General features: G+C 37.6%; 10 protein-coding genes and 1 pseudogene. 4 read left to right on the top strand and 7 right to left on the bottom strand.

Annotated elements, in window-relative coordinates; translation table 11 throughout:
* Window positions 1-170 precede the first annotated feature (170 nt).
* The 4 genes from F7731_RS10455 to F7731_RS10440 all read right to left on the bottom strand — a co-directional run bounded on the left by F7731_RS10455 (window position 171) and on the right by F7731_RS10440 (window position 9,991).
* On the bottom strand, window positions 171-2,363 hold the full coding sequence (locus tag F7731_RS10455) for a 5'-nucleotidase C-terminal domain-containing protein (RefSeq protein WP_246197179.1): 2,193 nt from the start codon (window positions 2,361-2,363) through the stop codon (window positions 171-173).
* Window positions 2,364-2,631: 268 nt separating this feature from the next.
* A complete protein-coding gene (locus F7731_RS10450) occupies window positions 2,632-5,319 on the bottom strand; it encodes a copper amine oxidase N-terminal domain-containing protein (protein WP_151534720.1) in 2,688 nt (895 codons plus the stop codon).
* A 556-nt stretch (window positions 5,320-5,875) separates the two neighbouring features.
* A complete protein-coding gene (locus F7731_RS10445; RefSeq protein ID WP_151534719.1) occupies window positions 5,876-7,795 on the bottom strand; it encodes an FAD-dependent oxidoreductase in 1,920 nt (639 codons plus the stop codon).
* 303 nt (window positions 7,796-8,098) lie between these two features.
* Window positions 8,099-9,991 (bottom strand): stalk domain-containing protein, encoded by a 1,893-nt coding sequence (locus tag F7731_RS10440; protein WP_151534718.1) that lies wholly within the window; start codon window positions 9,989-9,991, stop codon window positions 8,099-8,101.
* 204 nt (window positions 9,992-10,195) lie between these two features.
* On the opposite strand from F7731_RS10440, the gene F7731_RS10435 reads away from it, so the two are divergent.
* Window positions 10,196-11,602 (top strand): stalk domain-containing protein, encoded by a 1,407-nt coding sequence (locus F7731_RS10435; RefSeq protein ID WP_151534717.1) that lies wholly within the window; start codon window positions 10,196-10,198, stop codon window positions 11,600-11,602.
* 31 nt (window positions 11,603-11,633) lie between these two features.
* On the opposite strand, the gene F7731_RS10430 is transcribed toward F7731_RS10435, so the two are convergent.
* The 3 genes from F7731_RS10430 to F7731_RS10420 all read right to left on the bottom strand — a co-directional run bounded on the left by F7731_RS10430 (window position 11,634) and on the right by F7731_RS10420 (window position 16,030).
* Window positions 11,634-12,005, bottom strand: coding sequence for a YhfM domain-containing protein (locus F7731_RS10430; protein WP_151534716.1), 372 nt, complete (start codon window positions 12,003-12,005; stop codon window positions 11,634-11,636).
* A gap of 196 nt (window positions 12,006-12,201) precedes the next feature.
* Window positions 12,202-13,194 (bottom strand): stalk domain-containing protein, encoded by a 993-nt coding sequence (locus F7731_RS27185; RefSeq protein ID WP_343032855.1) that lies wholly within the window; start codon window positions 13,192-13,194, stop codon window positions 12,202-12,204.
* Between the two features lie 313 nt (window positions 13,195-13,507).
* Window positions 13,508-16,030, bottom strand: a complete 2,523-nt coding sequence (locus F7731_RS10420) for an S-layer homology domain-containing protein (protein ID WP_151534715.1) — start codon at window positions 16,028-16,030, stop codon at window positions 13,508-13,510.
* A 585-nt stretch (window positions 16,031-16,615) separates the two neighbouring features.
* Between F7731_RS10420 and F7731_RS10415 the strand changes: the two genes are divergently transcribed.
* The 3 genes and pseudogenes from F7731_RS10415 (at window position 16,616) to F7731_RS27175 (ending at window position 18,946) form a co-directional block, all read left to right on the top strand.
* A complete protein-coding gene (locus tag F7731_RS10415; protein ID WP_151534714.1) occupies window positions 16,616-17,242 on the top strand; it encodes a hypothetical protein in 627 nt (208 codons plus the stop codon).
* Window positions 17,243-17,740: 498 nt separating this feature from the next.
* Window positions 17,741-18,484 (top strand): annotated as a pseudogene (locus F7731_RS27180) (serine hydrolase); the annotation flags it as partial.
* Window positions 18,458-18,946, top strand: coding sequence for a copper amine oxidase N-terminal domain-containing protein (locus F7731_RS27175; protein ID WP_343032859.1), 489 nt, complete (start codon window positions 18,458-18,460; stop codon window positions 18,944-18,946). The pseudogene F7731_RS27180 and the gene F7731_RS27175, both read left to right, overlap by 27 nt.
* Window positions 18,947-19,700: the final 754 nt, after the last annotated feature.

The following is a 19,700-nucleotide window of genomic DNA, read 5'->3' as shown; positions in this document are numbered from 1 at the left end:
TACTTTCAAAATTATTGCTATATATTTCAAAATAATATTAATATTCAGTAGTCTCACATATCTCCAAAACCGAAAAAAAGACAAAGAGTTAAACTCTTTGTCTTGTCTCCTTTAACAGTCCACATGGGACGGAAAAAAAGTCTATTTGTCCACGAGCGGTGTCTGACACCTTATTTTGCGATGTCGACAATTCTTTCTTCAACTTTCGGCTCGACTGTTTTGAGCTTCGTTACGTAGTCACGAAGGTTTTCCCAATCAGATAAGCCTAAATCTGTTACACGGCCCGCTTCATATGCTTTTTTGAATACGTCGTAGTTATCTCCGCCTTTAGCTGTGAAAGCATTTGTAGCGATGACATATTCCTTTGTTTTATCTAGGGCTGTATAAGTACCGTCTGCACCTTGTACCTCAACTGAAACAACTTTGCTTCCAGCTGGCTTTGAACTGTCATAAGTAAACTTCATTCCAGAAACGTGAAGGAAGCCGCCATGCTCTTTTGGAGTTTGGCTAACACTATGCTCTAAAGCTTCATTAATTTCAGCACCTGTTAATTTCATCGTTGCTAATGTGTTACCGAACGGAAGAACAGTTAATACATCACCTAAAGTAATCGGTCCTTTATCAAGAGCCGCGCGAATTCCACCGCCATTTTGCATCGCGATAACAGTATCTTTATTAAATTCCTTCGCTTTATCAAGCATACCGTCGGTAATTAAGTTACCTAGTGCTGTCTCGTTAGCTCTTACACTTACAGATGATGTTTCACTTGCACGTGGATTTAGTAGTTCCACTGTAGAAACTGCACCTGTTTCTGTATTCTTCACTTCTTTTATTTTATCAGAATACTGTTTTAGCATTTTCGCTGCAACAGGATCTTCTGTTTTATCAGCCACTTTAATTAATTTCCCAGCTTGTCCAACAACTCTACCTTTGTCATCGAATTCAACATTTAATGTACCTAGGAAGTCACTGTACTGGTACGCTTGAACAATAACAGTAGGATCCTTCGCTTTTCCATCCTTATCCTTATCGATGACTACTGGCTTTTTCAATTCTGTGTGGCTATGTCCGCCAACGATAATATCAATTCCTGGAACAGCTGCAGCAAGCTCAAGGTCATTATCGTATTCTGGGTTATCATCATAGCCGATATGAGTAACAGCGATAATTTTATTTACACCCTGATCTTCAAGGGATTTAACCGCTTTCTTCGCTTGCTCAATATAGTTTTGGAACTTAACTTTTCCTGGGCTTGAAATATCAGCAGTCTCTTCTGTCGTCAAACCAAAGATCCCAATCTTCTCCCCGTTAACTTCCTTAATGATTCCACTGTAAATGTTACCTTGAGATGGTTTATTGGCAATCGTTCCACCATGATAAATCCCATTAAATAACTCATCATTTGAGAAATCAACATTCGCACTAACAAATGAGAACTTTGCATTTTTGACAAACTCTGATAAAGCCTTATGGCCATCAGGGCTGCTTCCTAAATCAAATTCATGGTTACCAAAAGTCATGACATCATATTTCATATAATTCATGAATTCTAAATCAGCTTTTCCTCTGAATTCATTAAAATAAAGTGTACCTGAGAAAACATCACCGGCATCAATTAATAAAGAATCCTTCTTTTTCGCTCTTACTTCTTTAATAGCAGTTGAACGTTTTGCCACATTATCTAAATGAGCATGTGTATCATTCGTGTGCATGATTGAAAGCTTGAAGTTAGAAGTTTCCTTTTCCAAAATACGATTGATAAATGTTGTGAAGCTTGCGCGCGTAACAGGAGCTTTCGGATCAAATTTACCTGAATCCGTTCCAGTTGTAATTCCATTTTGCGCTAAAATAATAACATCGTCCTTATGCGAAGGATTCACTTTATCCATATCAGTAAAAGTAACCTTTTCGTCCGTTCCGACTAAGTCAAACGCACGAACTAATACAGATGCTACTTGTTCACGAGTTAGTATATCAGTTCCACCAAATTTATTATTGGAACCAATAAAGATACCAGCTTGCTTCGTTGCTGCAGCAGCCTCAGCAAATCCAGATTTACTATTAATATCCGAGAACGAAGTTAAATCCTCAGGAATTGGCAATTCCATTGCTTTTGTTAAAAGAATAGCAGCGTGACCTCTAATAAGCTCCTTATTTGGCTTGAATGTACCATCTTCATAGCCGTTAATAATTCCCTTTTCTACTAAATTATAAATAGAATTAGCAGCCCAGAAATCTTTCTTTACATCTGGAAATTCCTTTGTTGCGGCTGCATTTGCAGCGGGAGCCGCCATGGAAGCAACAACAGCTGCAGCAGTTGCCGTTGCAAGAAACTTACGGTAAGACTTTGGATTATAGCTCATTTATACTTGTCCTCCTCAGAAATCCTTTTAATAGTAGTCATGAAATATACAAACATACAACTCTATTATAAAGTAATTCAAAAGTATTGCTATAATTTTTACAAAAAAAACACATGTAAAAAAATAGCGAACTTTATAAGAGTTTTTAACCAAAATAAAAGCCCCTCTCTGGTAAAAGAACTACTTTTCTACCAAAGAGGGGGATTTAATTTAAGTGTCCACCCCACAAAGAAAAATCAGGGGAAAGTCCACGGGCGGTGTCTGACACCTAATTTAGGGTGATCTTAGTGCTTGGGGTGGATAATGCGTTGATGGAGGCGCCTACTCCATCGGCAATGGATAGTATAAAAATTTGATAGCTTACCCCGTTTCTAATGATTTGCCCATTTACATCTCGGGCGTCTGCTGCTAGAGTTTTGATCAATGTATTTCCTGAACTATCCTTATTCACTCTCGTACGATTTTCCACAGGTACAACGTTTGCCTTTGAAAGATCAAAGGATCCGGCGTTCGATTCATTGACGACCAAAATATCATAATAGGCAATATTCGACTCGTCTCCAGCTTTTGTAAAACTCACCTCTAAATCAGAGCCATTCCCATTATTAGCAATATCATTAGCTGTCACATTGCTCGCTTTCTGTACTTCTGGGTGTGATAAGCTAAATTCAGCAGATGCATTGGATAAAGCATTACTCTTACCAGTACTCGATACGCTTAATACAAAAACCCGATATTTTTGGCCAGTTGTAATAAGTGTCCCACTAGTATCTCTTGAATGAGCTCCAAGCACCACTGTAATGTCTTTTCCTGTTTTAACGACTCTCGTATAGTTATTACTTGATACTTGATTGGCTTTAGCTAAGTCAAAAGCAGGTACATCACTAGATTTAACAACCATGATGCGATACTCAGAAATGGCAGATTCGTCTGTAGCCTTTGTAAACTTCACTTCTAAATCGCGGCCATCGCCTAAATTCCCAATATCTGTTGCGATAACATTCGTAGCCGCAAGGGTAGTCGTGTTATCTCTTAGTTTAATAGAAGATGCTGCTGACAAAGCATTGTTGCTACTGTTTCCCCCCGACGATACCGTCAGGACAAATACTTTATATTCTACATCCTCACGAATCATTTCACCATAAACATCTCTAGAATTTGAATTTAACACCGTCTTGATATTGGCTCCTGTTTTCGGAACTCTCGTATAGTAATTAGTCGAATTGGCAGAATTTAAGTTAAAACTGCTCGCTTGAGATGATTTAACAACCATAATTCGATACTCACTAACTTTTGATTCATCTGAAACTTTATTAAAAGAAACCTCTAAATCCCTTCCATCTCCCCAATCGCTCACATCTTTGGTAACCAAGTTTGTCACTGCGTTCGCAATTTGGTTATTTGTCAGTTTTATTGTCGAGGAAGCCGTTGAAAGGGTATTTTTGTAAGAGTTTGCTAGGCTTCCTACGGAAAGAACAAACACTTTATAAGGCGTATCATTTTGCACATAATATCCACTCACATCTCTTGCGTTAGCAGATAAATTGATCGAAATATCCTTATAGGCACTTTTCGACACAGAAGTATAATAGGATGAAGAAGTGTTTTCCGCTCTTGATAAGGTAAAGTTTTTTACATCTGCCTCCCTAACTACAAATATCCGATACTCTGAAACTCGGCTATCATTGGTAGGTGCGGTAAAACTCACTTGTAGATCACGGCCATCTCCATAATCAAATGTATCCTTCACTGCCAGTTTTGAAATTCGTATTTCTTCCGGATTACTATTTAATGTGATCGCATTGGAAGGAGCTGATAAAGCACTGCTAAATGATCTGGATGGATTCCCAACAGAAAGAATAAATACATTATAAGCAATCCCGCTTTGGATCAAGCGCCCTTTACTATCTCTCGTCCAGCTGGATAGATTTTGACTAATATTCGCGCCTGTTTTTGAAATCGCCGTATAATTGGCGGCCGGGAGCTCCAGCGCTGCGGATAAATTGAAAGCTTTTGCCTCATCTGCTCTGACAACAATCGCTTGGTATAGCAGCAAATCATATTCATCAGCAATTTTATTAAAAGAAACCTCCAAATCACGGCCGTCTCCGAAATCGCTCACGTCTTTCAAGCGGGGCCCTGTTACAGGCTTAACAGTATATTTTCCTTTTAAAGTAAGTTTCGCAGATTCATATCCTAGAATAACATTATTCTTATTGACTGAAATAACAAAAATAGTGTAGTCGATATCATTTTGGATGCTATCCCCATCCGAATCTAATGAAGAATAAGTAAATGTTTTCTGCTGCGTTTGGCCTCCCCCCGTGAAAAGAAGATAGCGGTTTGCTGCTAAACTCATTGCTTTATTTACGTTAAAATTCGAGAGATTCGATGTTTTAACAACGATCCCACGATAATGATCAATTTGAGCATCATTTTTTGCTTTTGTAAAACTAACTTGTAAATCGCGGCCATCTCCGTAATCATTAATGTCTTTAACAGCTAAATTCGAAACACCATTATTTTTGGTCTTAATTTCTACTGTTCTTTTGTAGGAATCATAGTAGACATCATCCCCAAGAGCTTCACTTACAAAACGAACCGGAACCAAAGTCCGATTATTCAAAGCTTGTGCCGGTACATCAAGCTGAACCGACTTGCCGTTGATTTTTGCACTTTTTGATCCAAGTGTCAGTTCAATTGTTGTACTTCCTCTTTGCGCGGTTATGACCTTTGTTTTGGAATTATAATCAACCACCGCCTGCAATCCTTCAAAAATACTGCGCAACGGCACTAACGTTCGACCATTCTGAATGATTGGCGGCTGGTCAACACTAATAACCCTGCCATCAATAATAATCTTTATTTCCGTACCCGCCGCTGATGAAGAGGCAGGCATTGCCAAGCCTAGCAGTAAAACAAATACAGCCATCAACTTAATTGCTTTCCTAATCATAATTTGGCCCCCTTACCATGCATAATGATTAAATTATAAAGGAAAATCAAGGTTCAATAAACAAAAATTTACATCCCTTATCGTTTAGACGTTTCAACGAAAACTTAAGTTTCATGATATGGTGTCTGACACCAAAGAAAGACACTCCACCCATTTGATCCGCCCCATAAAGACACCAAAACTGAAATTTCTTGAATTTGACAAACTGCCTCCCCTGCCAATTAAAAAGAAAACCGTTTATAATATCTGTTATTAATGCTGCACAATTATTTCATTAATAAATAAGGGCGGATTTTATGCAAAGGAACCGAATGAGTAAAGCACTTGTCATTTTTTCTAATCATTTTATGCTTAATCCCGTTTCTTTTGCTATGGGGTTGGATAAAAATACTTAATATGCCATTGGTTAATATGTAGCTCTTCCTCTTTGCAACAATTTAAAAAGGGTAGCCATTCACTTATGAATAGCTACCCTTACTTATTTAACCCATTACCGTCCACATACAGTGGAAATATATCGCAACTGTCCACGGGCGGTGTCTGACACCTTTTTGCGTTACTGTCCACCCACAGTGGAAAAATCAGCATCCTGTCCACGTAAGGTGTCTGACACCATATAGTTGAGGAGGGAGGCTTGGAGGGCGAAGAGTTCTTTGAGTTTGAGTTCTCTGTTGTCTGGGATGTTTTGGGCTAGTTCTTTGGTGATGAGTCCTTTTTCAATTAGGGTTTCCCAACTGTTTGGACCGGATAGGCCCCAAATCACTTCTGTCAAAAATCCTGCTGCTTCATCTCTTGTAATCGGATTACTCCCTGTATGATACACCCGATAATAAACGCTATCTACTTTATCTCTCAGCCGCTCCATTTCTCCAGGGTTAGCCCGTTGAATTACTTCTTTAAGAAGATTGGCAAATGTAAGATTAGTCGCAATCGATTCGACCTTTAGATCGTTGTTATAGCCGGCAACAATGAGACCATAGTTCATTAAAATTTGAATGGACCCATCATACCATTCTCCTTCATATGGATAGGAAGCTGCGAAATGGTTCAAATATGCCCCTTGATTAGCTAAAGTAGCCCTCAAGCTCTCAATTAAATCCTTACTTGTGCTCATTTCCCTAAACGTCACTCGTTTGTTAATCGCTAAAGCTGCGGCCGCTCCAGCAGCTTCCCCCGCTACCATTCCAGTCGGAACCACCCTTGCACTCCCAGCCGCCAGCGATGAGAAACCGGAAGAACGCCCGACAACGAGTAAACCATCAATTTCTTGCGGGACTAAGGATCGAAAAGGAATAGCATATTTCTTCGGCGCAGAAAGAACATAACCATAATCAAACCGGGTCTGCGCTTGCACATCAACAGGGTAGGCCCCTAGCCCAATGCTGTCCCAATGATCCTTGTTCGTCCACACATCGGCCATTGGAAGCTGGTACTCCGCGCGAATATGCCTCGTTTCCCTCACGTATAATTCGTCGGGGTAACTAGCAATCTCCGCCTGTTCAAAGCCAGGAAATTCTTTTTTCAAAAATTCCAAAATATGACTAGTATTCCTCTTGCCTTTTTCAATGGCCTCTTGTTTAGACAATCGATCTAACCCGTCTATTCCAAAAATTTGTAACGCATTAATATAGTATTCGTCGCCTATTTTGACTAAATTTAACCCTCGCAGCCGGGTTTCTTCCTCCTGCGGTTCATAAAGATTATGAAGATCCGAAAAACCCCAAACAACGGACTTATTCACTTGAGCCCCGCCAAATTCTCCGGATTTCGCTGCCTCTTTAACTTTTTTCCAATCAACATTCTTTAAATGCATCATTAATGTAACGGCCATTTTCCGATCCTTTAATCCGATGTCCTCGCCTCCAAGAAAATAAGGAACATTGGACTGAACGGCAAATTCAGCATCCTGGGTGGCATCAATAAAGGTCTGTCCTTTAATCGAATATTTCCCATACTTATTCTTGAGTTTCACACCGACAACACGATGATCCACCACAATTGAATCCAACACCTCGGTTTCGGGAACTAAAGTAATATTAGGCTCTTGATCGACAAGCTTTTTAAAAGCGGCCTTCGCTGTTAAAATATCAAAAGCATCGTCTCCGCCAACCATTTCATGCCACTCTTTATATATGCCCCCACTTACCGATTTTCGATTTTCGCCGCGAGGAATGTCGAGGAAATTTAACATGCCATATGTAAATAAACCTCCTAATTCCTCGCGATTTTCTACTAATAGAGTTTTTGCCCCTTTTCGAGCAGCAGACACGGCGGCCGCAACCCCTTCAGGCTCGCCTCCGATTACAACCACATCATATTGACTTGCCAATTTTTTCGGCAAAACCGGCTTCTCATATTCTTGAACAAGAGCCTTATACTCCATCGCGCTCTTAAGATGCCCAAGTAAAAAATAGATTCCATATACAAATAATAAAACTAAAAAAGAAGCGCCAACCAGACGATAATGTTTAATCATAATTCCCCCCTGCAGTTACCAAATCCTCTTCTCGAAGTATTATCTCCAATAATTTGACTTAATTGGTAAAGAAAAGGTTACAATTAAACATGTTTTATTTACACAAAACATTCATGATTTTGCAATCTCAACCCAGTATGTAAATATCATGGTTTCATTTCACTGCACTGATGATTACTTCGTACATCAGGGACAAGTTCTTCCGAATCAGACGACATTTTATTTACACACAGCATTTATCTACATAATTTGATATTTTCCGGGAAATCTTTCATGTCCAAATAGCAATTTCTGAAACACTTTCTATCTCGTTTCGACATAAATAGCAACAGGCAAGCTTGCCCCTCCTGCATGCATCACTTCTAGCTGAATCGTGGCGGTTTGCTCATTCATCTTAAAATCAGGAAGCTCAACATATTCCGTACCAGGCTTAAGGGTCGGGATTAAATAAACCTGTCCATTCATTTTCACGGCCCCGTTATATAATCCGCCTCTGCCCGCCATTTTTAACCTTACAGTTTTAGATTCCCATGTCGGATTCACAATAGGGATATTCACTTTATACACCATGCCAAAATGACCAGGGTTCCCGACAGATCCGTTTATCATGGATAAGGAATTTTGCGCAGTCAACAGATGATCTGTTTTGTCATTGGAAATATTATAACCAACTTGCGCTGAACCTACAGTATTAGCTGGGAACGTTGCCGAAATTGTAGAGTGCGGCCAAACACCTCTTGGATGGGCAGCGAGCTTATCAATCGCAACCGGCTCCGATTGGATGAGTGTCAAATTCTCATTATTTTTTGCCAAAACAGTTCGAATGGTGTAGCTGCTCTCTCCACCATTTAGAGAACGAATATCTAAATCTTGTAGGAAGCCCACCGTATAGCCTGGATGCAGCTCGTAATTTTCAATAATTTTCGTTTCACCAGGTTGGATCACGATACCTTTACTCTCTAAATCTTGCAGACTTTCATTTAAAACAGCATCAGCAATCGGCAAACCGATATCATAATTTAGCCAGCTGTTCCCGCTTTTTTTGGCGTAACCTTTCGCATTCATGATCTGGATGCTGTTGCTCTTTGACGTATTTTGGATAGTCACGCCAATTGTCACTTTTTGCCCAAGCTTGTTCAAATGCCAGCCAAAAACACGATGTTCATTTGTTTCAGCGGCAGATGTAACAGGATGCTGTGCTAATGTAGCAGTTGAATTCGGGATGAGACTTGGAGTTAATGTCTCCGGATTATCACTTACGAGCAAATTACGGTTTCCTTCTAATGTGGCACTTGGCACAAGCTCTGGCCGTGGCGTGGCACCAAAGGATTTCTCAATAAAATCACTCTTGAACATATATTGGCTAAGATAAATATACATTTCCTTTTTGTCCGCCAGCATACGTAAATTACCACCTAAAGCATTCACAATAAAATGAACCGGCACATACATTTTACCTGATTGAAGGAATGGAACCTCATCTATTTGTACAGGCTCCTGATTCACAAGGACGGTATTTTTCCCATTTGCAAAAATAAAGTTCAAGCCAGCAATTTGCAATTCAAATTCTTGATTGGATCCCCACGTTCCAGAGGCATTTTCTAAATGCTCATAAAAATAATCAGCCGGAATATAAGTCCGGCCTTGCTTTACCATTACAGGGTCAGCCATTATAATTCTTTTATTATTCATATGTAGAACATAGTTCGCTTCTGATGGAGTCGGAGTTCCTATGGAATCATTTAAAGTAATTTCAACTTTTTGCTTCGCCTGATTCCATTGCACAATGCCATCAAAATTTTCACTCACAAACCTGAGCGGCATATAGGTCCTGTCCCGATAAAGCAACGGGGCAACGTTCATAGAAATGTTTTTCCCATTCACTTGAGCCACTAAGGAATTTACCTTAAGCGCAACGGTTTTTCCATTTTTAACAGCACTCGCTGTTTTGGATTTTGTATCCCATGACACATTGGCACCGATTGCCTCATATAAATCCCTCATCGGTAAAAGAAGATGATCAGACTTATTAAGGATCGGGTCTTTTATTTTGATGTTTTTTCCATTAATTTCAATTGTTACATTACTTTTTATGTATAGGCCTTTCCCTACAAGCGCTGAGGCCGAAGCTTCCAAGTGACTAGTAAATAACAAAGAAGCTAAAACTATGGATGTTACGACGCGTAACACTTTCATTTTTTCATTACTCCCTTCTATTTCATTGAATTACTATTATACTAAACTATCTTAACATGGAGGTTCATAAGGATGAGATTTATATTGCACTAAATATTGGAAATGAGTAAAAGGTAGTATACATTTACCAATTTCCCCATTACCATTTCTATCATTATGCTATAATGACAATATATGACATTAAACTAATAAGGGGAAATTATCATGGGTAAAAAAGGCTATGCAACACTAGTATTTTTCCTCCTTACATTACTTTTACCAACATTTACACTGGCAGATAACAATTACACTGGTTTAATGAATAATGGCAGTGCCACCATTCCTATTAGAGGTGTTTTTCAAAGCATGGGGGTAAAGGTTGATTGGGAGCAAACTACTAAAAAAATCACTTTAAAGAAAGATGGATTTCATACTGTATTACAGGTTGGAAACAAGCAAGCGGTTGTGAACGGTAAAAAGCAGCAGCTTGATACCGCTCCGTATATTCATAACGGAACTACCTATCTACCACTTCGCTTTATTGCAGAGGCATTAGGGGCCAATGTGACATGGGATCAGTCAAGCAAAATAGCCACAATTAAATACTCAGGAATAGCCATTCAAGTTAAAGTAATTTCAAATCAAGTCACAAATGAAAAAGTGACGAGCTTCAAAAAAACAATCAATGGCGTTGGTGTAACGGGTATAAAAATTCCTGCCAACGCAGGCTATTTGCCTAAGATAGTTTTAGCCAATGGACAATTCGGTAAAACGCAAAGTTTAGCAGCAATGGCTCAATCCAATAATGCCGTCGCCGCCATAAATGGAACATTTTTTGAAGCATATGGGGGACATCCCGATCCATGGAATCAAATAATCAACGATGGGGAAGTTGTTCATATCGGTAATACGGGATCGGCCTTTGGCTTTACAAAGGATGGAAGTGTTAAGCTTGAGAAGCTTAAGATTAGTATTAAAGGAGCAACAAATGGTTCTTACCAACATCCTAATAATTGGTACGCATTTGGTCTCAACCATTTGCCTTCGAAAAACGGCAATTTATCATATCTCTTTACTTCGAAATGGGGTAAAGTTTTAGGCTTTAATTATGGAACGAATATTGTAGTTGCTAATGGGGTTGTGACAAAGATTTCAAATGGTGGAGATGTGTCCATCCCGCCAAACGGAAATGTTATCTCTCTTCATGGCAGTGAAAAATACTTGGCAAGTCGTTTTACAATTGGAATGAAGGTAGAATATAAAGTGTCTTTTTCAAATAATCATGGAAATGAAGTTGATTGGAGCGATGTGGTGACAGCAGTTGGTGCCGGTCCTAGCTTAGTAAAGGATGGTAAAGTGATCGTTGATGCCGCTAGTGAAGGATTTACAGAAGCAAAAATTCTGAAACAATCCCTTAGTCGCAGTGCCATTGGGGTAACCTCACAAGGGGATATACTCCTAATGAACGCAACTACTACGATCCAAAAACTAGCTCAAGTCATGCAATCATTGGGCGCAGTTCAAGCAATGAATTTAGACGGAGGTGCCTCCTCAGGATTATATCTAAACGGGCAATATTTAGTGAAGCCCGGCAGAGGTTTAAATAATGCATTAGTTTTTATTAAGGAATAGTGGTAGTGGACCCTCTTTGTGGTGGGGTCCACTATTTTTTATCTTCTATTATCTTTTTGATCTGATTGGATGCTTTCTCGGAAAGTGTATAAATGGTATGAGTATCATTCAAGTTCATGATGGTTCCGGAGTTATCACCAATCCACAGGAAAAATGCCTCGTTCCCTATTTCAACTTTATAATGTGGATCCGCCATATTAACTATACCAGATTCACGTGCAGCATTTGTAAATGCCTTTATAATGACATTTTTCTCTTTAGAATCCGAAATCACAACCAGTGAGTTCTCTTTAAAGTCGGAAAAACTCTTCATTTCATAAATATTAACATTATCAACCTTTTGAAATGAGCATGCACTGATAAAAAGTAACAATAGTACTGTTATACCAAGCTTACTTTTCACAAAATCACTCCTTATAATATAGGACGATCATCCACAAACAAAAGTGGCAGTTTTTCACCTTATTAAATAACTCTTCTGTAAAATAAAAAGAATGATCCAACATTTTGCTTATAAATGTCGGATCATTCTTCTTATTATCTAGTGTCCACCTAGTGTGGATAAAATCTTACAATGTCCACGAAGGGTGTCTGACACCTTAGTAGTTCTCTAAACTCCAAATTCCGATTTGTTGCTTTTGAGCTTTGGTTTGGATTTCACGGAATTGGTCGACGTACCGGGTGTTTGGCACATAAACGTAGGCAACTCGAGCAAGGCCTTTTTCAAGCAAAAGCTCGTTAACCATACGTCCATCAGCATAAACATAGGCAAGTAAGCGCCCGTATTTGTCCCGCTCACTTACATCTAGTTCCACTTTAACAGCCTTACCTGGAGGCATAAGTTGTTTCGCAAAGTCACTTGCCTCTTTACCGAAAGGTTCTACCGGTTTAGTCGGATGAACGGTTTCCGGAGTGTCAATCAAAAGCAAACGGATTGTTTCCTCTTTCCCGTTAAGAGAAACTTTCACTGTATCGCCGTCAACAACCTTCGTAACGACCCCATCTAATTGATGATAGGCAGCCGTTACTTTAGAGGCAATGGTAATTGTTTTTGTTGCTGAATCATAATTCACACTTGCACCTAATGCTTCACCGACAAAGCGAAGTGGAACGAGCGTACGCCCATTTGTAATTTTTGCAGGTACATCAATCGGAACAACTTTTCCATTAACTGTTGGTGTCTTGGAGCCAATCTTTAATACAATGGTTGTCCCCGTATGGCCAGCTTTAACGATTTTACTTTGCGGGTCCCAATCAACAGTTGCCCCTAAGCTTTCAAAGATCCCACGCATTGGCACTAATGTCCGGCCATTTTCGATGACCGGAGGCTGATCATATGATTGTTTCGTTCCATTTATGTACACCGCTACTGCTGAATTTTTTGGTGCTGGTGCAACTGGAAAAGGAGTCGGACTTGTTTCAGTTCCGTTATGATAATGATAGCCCGTGCAAAGGCCCGCAGCTTTTGACTGTTCAGAGCAGTTATGCCCCCCCTTAGCATCAAGTCTGCCTGGATGTGCTAAAGCTGATTGTGAAGAAATGAACAATGAAAATGAAGCGATAACCGCTATTATGATACTTTTAACCTTCAACTAATGTCCCCACCTTTATAAAATTGTTTACATTAAAATTATGAAAGATTTTTGAGAGAAACTCAATTTGTAATTTGTGGAAAAATATAGTGGGAGTTTTTTATCTATCTATTTATTTTGATTTCCATGACAATAATTTATTGTACACCTGCCGTGGAAAAAAACTCACAATGTCCACGGAAGGTGTCTAACACCTAATAGAAAAAGAATGATCCAACATTTTGCTTACAAATGTCGGATCATTCTTCTTATTATCTAGTGTCCACCTAGTGTGGATAAAATCTTACAATGTCCACGAAGGGTGTCTGACACCTTATTTAGAGATTGTTAGGCCTGCTTTTTGAGCGTTGCCTGCTGCGTCTTGGATATCTGCATTTTCAACGTTAACTGTGTTTGTAACTAGTTTCGCTACTGCTGAAGATTCAGCTACTGTTAGAACTAATTTACCGTCAGCTGTTACTTTCTTGTCAGTAATTTTAATTCCAGCACCTTTGTTATCTAAAAGAGTAATTTCATCTGAAATTCCATTTTTCGTAACAAGTTTGATAGCTTCAGAGTATGTTACTGTTACTTCTGTTAATGTTGTAGCTTCAAAAGATTGAGCTTCTGGAGCTGTGTTATCAGTAACAGCAATTGTTGTTGTGAATGGTTGGCTTACTTTGTTATCTAAAGTTTGAACGTCATTGATTTTGAAGATTGCTTTAGAATCGTCAGCTTTAACAAAACCAGCTGGTAAAGTAATTTCAACTTTAGTTTGATCAAGAGACTTATCTTCTTTTTGTCCGAATGCAATAACAGTTCCTTCTGGAAGAGTTACACCATTTACTTGGTAAGCAGCAGCATTAAGAGCTGAACCAGTGCCAGCAGCTTTCACTTGTGCACCAAAATCAACAGTGATTACATTTTCCTCTACAGTTACACCAGCAACTTTAAACGTTGTTTCAACTGGTTTAGCAGCTTCTGTTACATCCACTTTAAATGCATATTTCGCACTGTTATTTGGAGAAAGAGCTTTATCTTTAACGAAGCCTTCAGCTAATTCAAGGCTATATTGATCTGCAGCTAATCCATTAACAAGTGTGAAAATAACTGTTTTATTATCATTTGATAATGCAACACTTTTTACAACTTTATCTTGAGCTTTGATTTCGCCTTTTGAATTTACAACAGAAATTTTAGCTGCTGTTGGATTAGCAACTTCTTTATTGTATGTTACTGAGAAAGCAGTTACCTTTCCGTTTGTTTCAGAAGTTTCCACCTTAACTGCTTGAGGAGCAGCAATGTCTTTAGAAACAGTTACCGTTTTAGTTACATCTTCTGCATTTGTGTTGCCAATTTCATCTTTTAAATCGCCTTTTGCAAATGTTAATGTAACTGCATCAGAGTTACCATTTTTAAATAGGTATTGCTCTTTTAATGTAACGATATATTCTTTTTCATTTACTTTAGTTATTTCTTTAACAATATTTTCTGTAAAGCTACCAACTTTAGCAGTCACTTTTAACGACTCAGCAAGCTCTTCGTCCAAAGTTACTTTCACTGTGTTTTCACCAGTTGCTACAACACTTACTACAGATGGAGCTACATTATCAACTGTAACTTGTACAGGCGCAGTTTGAACATCTTTCACATTACCTGCTACATCCTTAGCGTTTACAACTGTTACTTCGTGTGACTTAGCTGCATCAAGGCTTAAACCTTCAACAGTTACCTTGTTTCCTTCACGCTTAAAGTCATGACCTTTGCCATCAATTTTCACAGCATCTAAAGAAGTTACTTCTTCATCAAATGTTAAAGTGATTTTTGTAATCGCATCTTTTGTATCTTTAATTACTGAAGTTGCAGAAGCTAATACTGGTGCAGTTGTATCGTTAACTGTTACTTTAGCGTTAACAGCTTTAACGAACTCACCGTCAACATCCTTCACGATTTCGAAAGGAACTTTTACTGTGTAGTCGCCTTTGAAGAAGTTAGTAGCTTTTAAAGTTAAAGTTTTTCCGTCAGCACTTAACTCTTGAGTAATTGCGCCAGCTGCTTTCGCGCCTTGACCTGCTACTACAGTAATTACATCAGCATCAGAAGCATTTTTTAAAGTTTTCGCATCTACAGCTTTAGTAAATTTCACTTCGATTGTTTTTGCATTCACTGCTTTTACACTTTCAACTGCTGGAGCAGCTGCATTTGGCTTTTCTAATGTAGAACCTTTAGCCCAATCAGTTTCAGTTAATAATTTTGCAAAGTCAGCACGTTTGATTTGTGCATCTGGTGAGAAAGTTGTTGCAGTTGTACCAGTAACTAGATCGTGTGAGAAAAGAATCGTCACGTATTTAGCATACCATTTGTTGGCATCAACATCTTTGAAGTTTGCAGCTGGGCCGTCAGCTTTAAGTTTTAGATCGTAAGCTTCTACAACCATTTTTGCAAATTCGCCACGAGTTAATGTACCAGTTGGATCAAATTTGCCTTGGCCTTTACCGTTGATTAGACCTTTTGCAGAAAGTGCATTAATGAATTCTGCATACCATTTCGTTTGGTCTACATCAGAAAAGTCTGCTGCAGGAGCTTTCTTCGTATCTAATTTAAGAATGTTTGCAATCATTTTTGAAGCTTCAGCACGGTTGATCTTTCCGCCAAGATCAAATGATCCATCAGGACGGCCATCAATGATTTTTGCATTTGCAAGTGCAGATACATAATCAAAATAGAAGTTCCCAGCTGGAACATCCTTGAAATTAGCTGCTGCAAATCCAGCAGTTGGAGCAATCGCAGAAGCAACCATTGCTGCTGTCATTGAAGTAGCTAAGAACTTTTTGTAATTTTTTGATTGTTGAGCCATGTATAGTATCCTCCTAAAATTGTACAATGGAATCTAGTTGACAGACTTTTGTATGTATGACTTTATACTCTAAGTTGGTAACTCTATCAAACTAGTTAATAAAAGTTGCAGAATTTTCTCCTGCTCCCCTTACCTAGGTAAGGGGTTATAAATAAAGTATAGCAGAGAAATTTTCAATAAATAGTACTTTGGTACTTTTTCATTTAATTACCTAATGGACGCTATTTTTAGCTATATAGGGAATGATTGGTAAGTCCCGATAAGAATGTAATTTTATTAAAAATAAAGCATGACAAAATTGCCACACTCACCTTAAGCTCTCCTATACTTTATACTATTCGTTAAATGGGGTTTATTTTATGGGGGTTTTTTTCCTTTAGAAAATGAGGATCTAGAAATGAATTATTGTTGAAGAAGCGCACGTAGACCATCATACCCATAAGTAATGAAACTTGTCATCCTTTGCAATAATATCCTGTTATTACTATAAGTAATGTTAAAATAAAAAAGGAATATTAAGCAATTATTTCTAGGCCATTGGTCGTTTGGAAAGGAATAATTTACATTTTAGGAAGGATAACAATTATGAAAAAATATATAACCATCTTAGTATTAGGTAGTAGTATTTTATTATTGTTTTATACAGTGTTTAAGCTTGTCGGAAATGGATCTTTTAAGTTGGCCTTCGTATCATATGGGTTATTTACGGTCAGCTTTATTTTTTCCATCACTTATTTATTCAAAAAAAAATGGGTTCCAATCACTATTCAACTAATAACACTATTCATAGTGATTGTATTGCCACCATTGATTAGAACGGAAGTCAATTTTTATCTTTATAAAGATGATAGAGAAGAGATCATTAGAATGTTAGCCAATGGGGAAATAAAAAAAGAAGCAGATAGATACGGAAGTAAAGGTTTTTACTGGTATTACACTCCACCACAATATATAGATGCAGTTAAATCCGACACAATAAGAGCAGGAATGCATTCAAAAGATAACTTTTTTGTCTATTTTCAATCAGCTGAACAACCCTTTATGGATTTTGTCGGTTTACAGGAAGGTTTTATTTATTCATCCACAGGTAAATTTCCAACTGCTAAAGAGTTTGATTACTATAGCGATTATAAGAAAATAGATAATCACTGGTATTTCGTATCAACTGATCATGACAGATTTAAGAAATCATGTTTGTTTTTGTGTGAGTAATTAAGTAAAAAAAGAATCATATGATTGGATATTTATATTCTTCCGCTTTTTAAGGTATTTTTATCGGGATAATCGTGCGGAACGAAAATTAGAACCAACCTTATTTCTACAAAATAAGAATCCATTTTGATTAACCTTTTTCAAAATGGATTCTTTTTATTTATCGTAAAATGCTAGCATGTTGGCATTATTGGTTATAAAACTTCGTAGCTACTTCAAAATCACCATCAAATAGAGAATATAAAGCGAAAAATCCTGTTATTCTCCCCATTCATTTATAATCATAGCTCATAAATCAATCGATATCAGAATTCAGTGATAAGGTTTGAAACTTGATATTTCTATATTTTTCAAGAGCCATAAACATCTGGTTTTTTATCTAAGGGTATAAATTTTACAATTCATACATATATTTACTAATTAACTCTATTTAATAATAATTAAACATGATATAAAAGACTTATTACTAAACTACTAAAAGGAGTGTTAGAAGAATCCATGCTTAAGAGAATTTTAATATTATTGGTTATACTTATATTTTCATTGAGTTCAAGTTTGAATGTGCATTTGGCAAAAGCGGCAGATTTGCAATTCCAACAAGAGATCAATAAAGAACTAGCAGCTTATATTAAAGGACAAAAAGGAGTCATAACCGTTCATTATGTGGACTTAACTACAAACGAAAGCTATTCATACAATGGGAACAATGCCGCATCTGCTGCCAGTACGTTAAAGTTACCCCAAGCCCTGTATATTATGGAGTTAGCGGATTTGGGGTAAATTAACTTAGATGAGCAGCTCACCTATCGATCCCATCACCACTATGGCGGAAGCGGGATTATTCAAAATGAAAAGGTTGGGAGCAAGTATACCATCCGGGAACTGGTAAAGAGATCCATGATTTATAGTGATAACATTGCATTTATCATGTTGATGGAAAAGGTCGGAAAAGGGAATTTAATTAATTACATGAAAAAGCTTGGTGGGACCTACACATATCCGCAAGGCAAAAGCATCACATCTGCGAAAGATTTAACTCTTTATGCGGCTAAGCTTTATGCATTCTCCCAGAAGAGTGCAAATGGAAAAGAGTTAGTAAAGTACTTAAAAAGTACCATTTACAGCACGACGATCCCCGCTGGAATAAAAGGTGTTGAAGTTGCCCATAAAGTCGGCATGATTCCGATGAATTTAATTTATAATGATATTGCTATTGTGTATGATGAAAACCCATATGTGCTAGCAGTAACAACAAAGAATCTGGAATATAATCATTCCCAGACAGTAATTGCAAATATCGCCTCAATTACTCACAAACATCACATAAAAAAGTATGAAAACAATATAACGATTACGACTAAAATCAAAAGTAAGGATAGTGACCAAATAATCGTTTTTAATCAAAAATCTAAATTAGTAGATGGGAGATTGCTAGTCCCACTGAGACAGACCTTTGAAGCTTTAGGTGTCAAAGTAGATTGGAATCAAAATAATAAAACAGTGACCGCTTCAAAGGGCGGAACAACCGTCTCTATTCCTATTTATGCAAAACAAGTCCAAGTGAATAACAGACCTACTCTAATGGATGTAGAAGCACAAATTGTTAATGGAAATGTACTCATTCCTCTACGGTTTGTAAGTGAGGTCTTCAATGCTGAAATAATGTGGGATAATAAAAATAAGACAGTTAGTATTTTAAAATAGTACCTTGGGGAAAAAACTATAAATCTTTCGGCAACGGCTTGATAGTTTTAAAATAAAACATTTATTACAGGGAAGAGAGGACTTGAAATATATTCCTTTCTTCCCTATAAATCGTTCATCAAAATTCAGTGAAGTGATCAAGATTAAAAGAGCTAAAGGCATGGAAGAGGACCCTTCCTTTGTAAGGGGAATTTCATTTCTTAGTTTTTGCAATAAATAGTCATGAAGTAGATTAGTGTAGACAAATAGATGCATAAATCTTCTCGGGGATCATTATTTCGTTGTAAAAGAAGACGGATTAATACGCGCTTGAATCGATAACGCTTCATATCATCATTCTTTGCCTCTTTCACATAGTTAGCGGCTAATATATCGATGGCAAAGGGAATACTAGAATTAAGCAAGCCCTTTTCATTTTGATCGATATTTTTATACAGATAATATTCATATTTTATGATTGTTTCATAGGATTAATGAATATACATATTAGGCGCCGGAATTTTTTAGAGGAATCAGTTAATAATCAGATGGCAACAATATCTTTGTTATTTTTATCAAAAATTCGATAATAATAATAAAACATTCTCTTTGAAAACGAGGATTTCTCTCACCTTGAATTTCTATATGAATGAGAAACCAATAATGAAAATTCTCCTACACTTTAGTATTTTACCCTAATGAGGGTCAGGCTCCAAGATTTCTGCTTTTCTTTTCAATTCTAAAATACCAAAAAGAAAAGCCCCGCAGAGATTCC

It is taken from the genome of Cytobacillus depressus (assembly GCF_008923245.1).
Taxonomy (GTDB): Bacteria; Bacillota; Bacilli; order Bacillales; family Cytobacillaceae; genus Cytobacillus; species Cytobacillus depressus.
The sequence above is the reverse complement of the archived record's forward strand: the minus strand, read 5'-3'. Positions and strand labels throughout refer to the sequence as shown.

What these genes read in the sequence shown, in the direction of transcription:
- F7731_RS10455 (WP_246197179.1), bottom strand. Translation starts at nt 2,363, where the DNA reads ATGAGCTATAATCCAAAGTCTTACCGTAAGTTTCTTGCAACGGCAACT.
- F7731_RS10450 (WP_151534720.1), bottom strand. Translation starts at nt 5,319, where the DNA reads ATGATTAGGAAAGCAATTAAGTTGATGGCTGTATTTGTTTTACTGCTA.
- F7731_RS10445 (WP_151534719.1), bottom strand. Translation starts at nt 7,795, where the DNA reads ATGATTAAACATTATCGTCTGGTTGGCGCTTCTTTTTTAGTTTTATTA.
- F7731_RS10440 (WP_151534718.1), bottom strand. Translation starts at nt 9,991, where the DNA reads ATGAAAGTGTTACGCGTCGTAACATCCATAGTTTTAGCTTCTTTGTTA.
- F7731_RS10435 (WP_151534717.1), top strand. Translation starts at nt 10,196, where the DNA reads ATGGGTAAAAAAGGCTATGCAACACTAGTATTTTTCCTCCTTACATTA.
- F7731_RS10420 (WP_151534715.1), bottom strand. Translation starts at nt 16,030, where the DNA reads ATGGCTCAACAATCAAAAAATTACAAAAAGTTCTTAGCTACTTCAATG.
- F7731_RS10415 (WP_151534714.1), top strand. Translation starts at nt 16,616, where the DNA reads ATGAAAAAATATATAACCATCTTAGTATTAGGTAGTAGTATTTTATTA.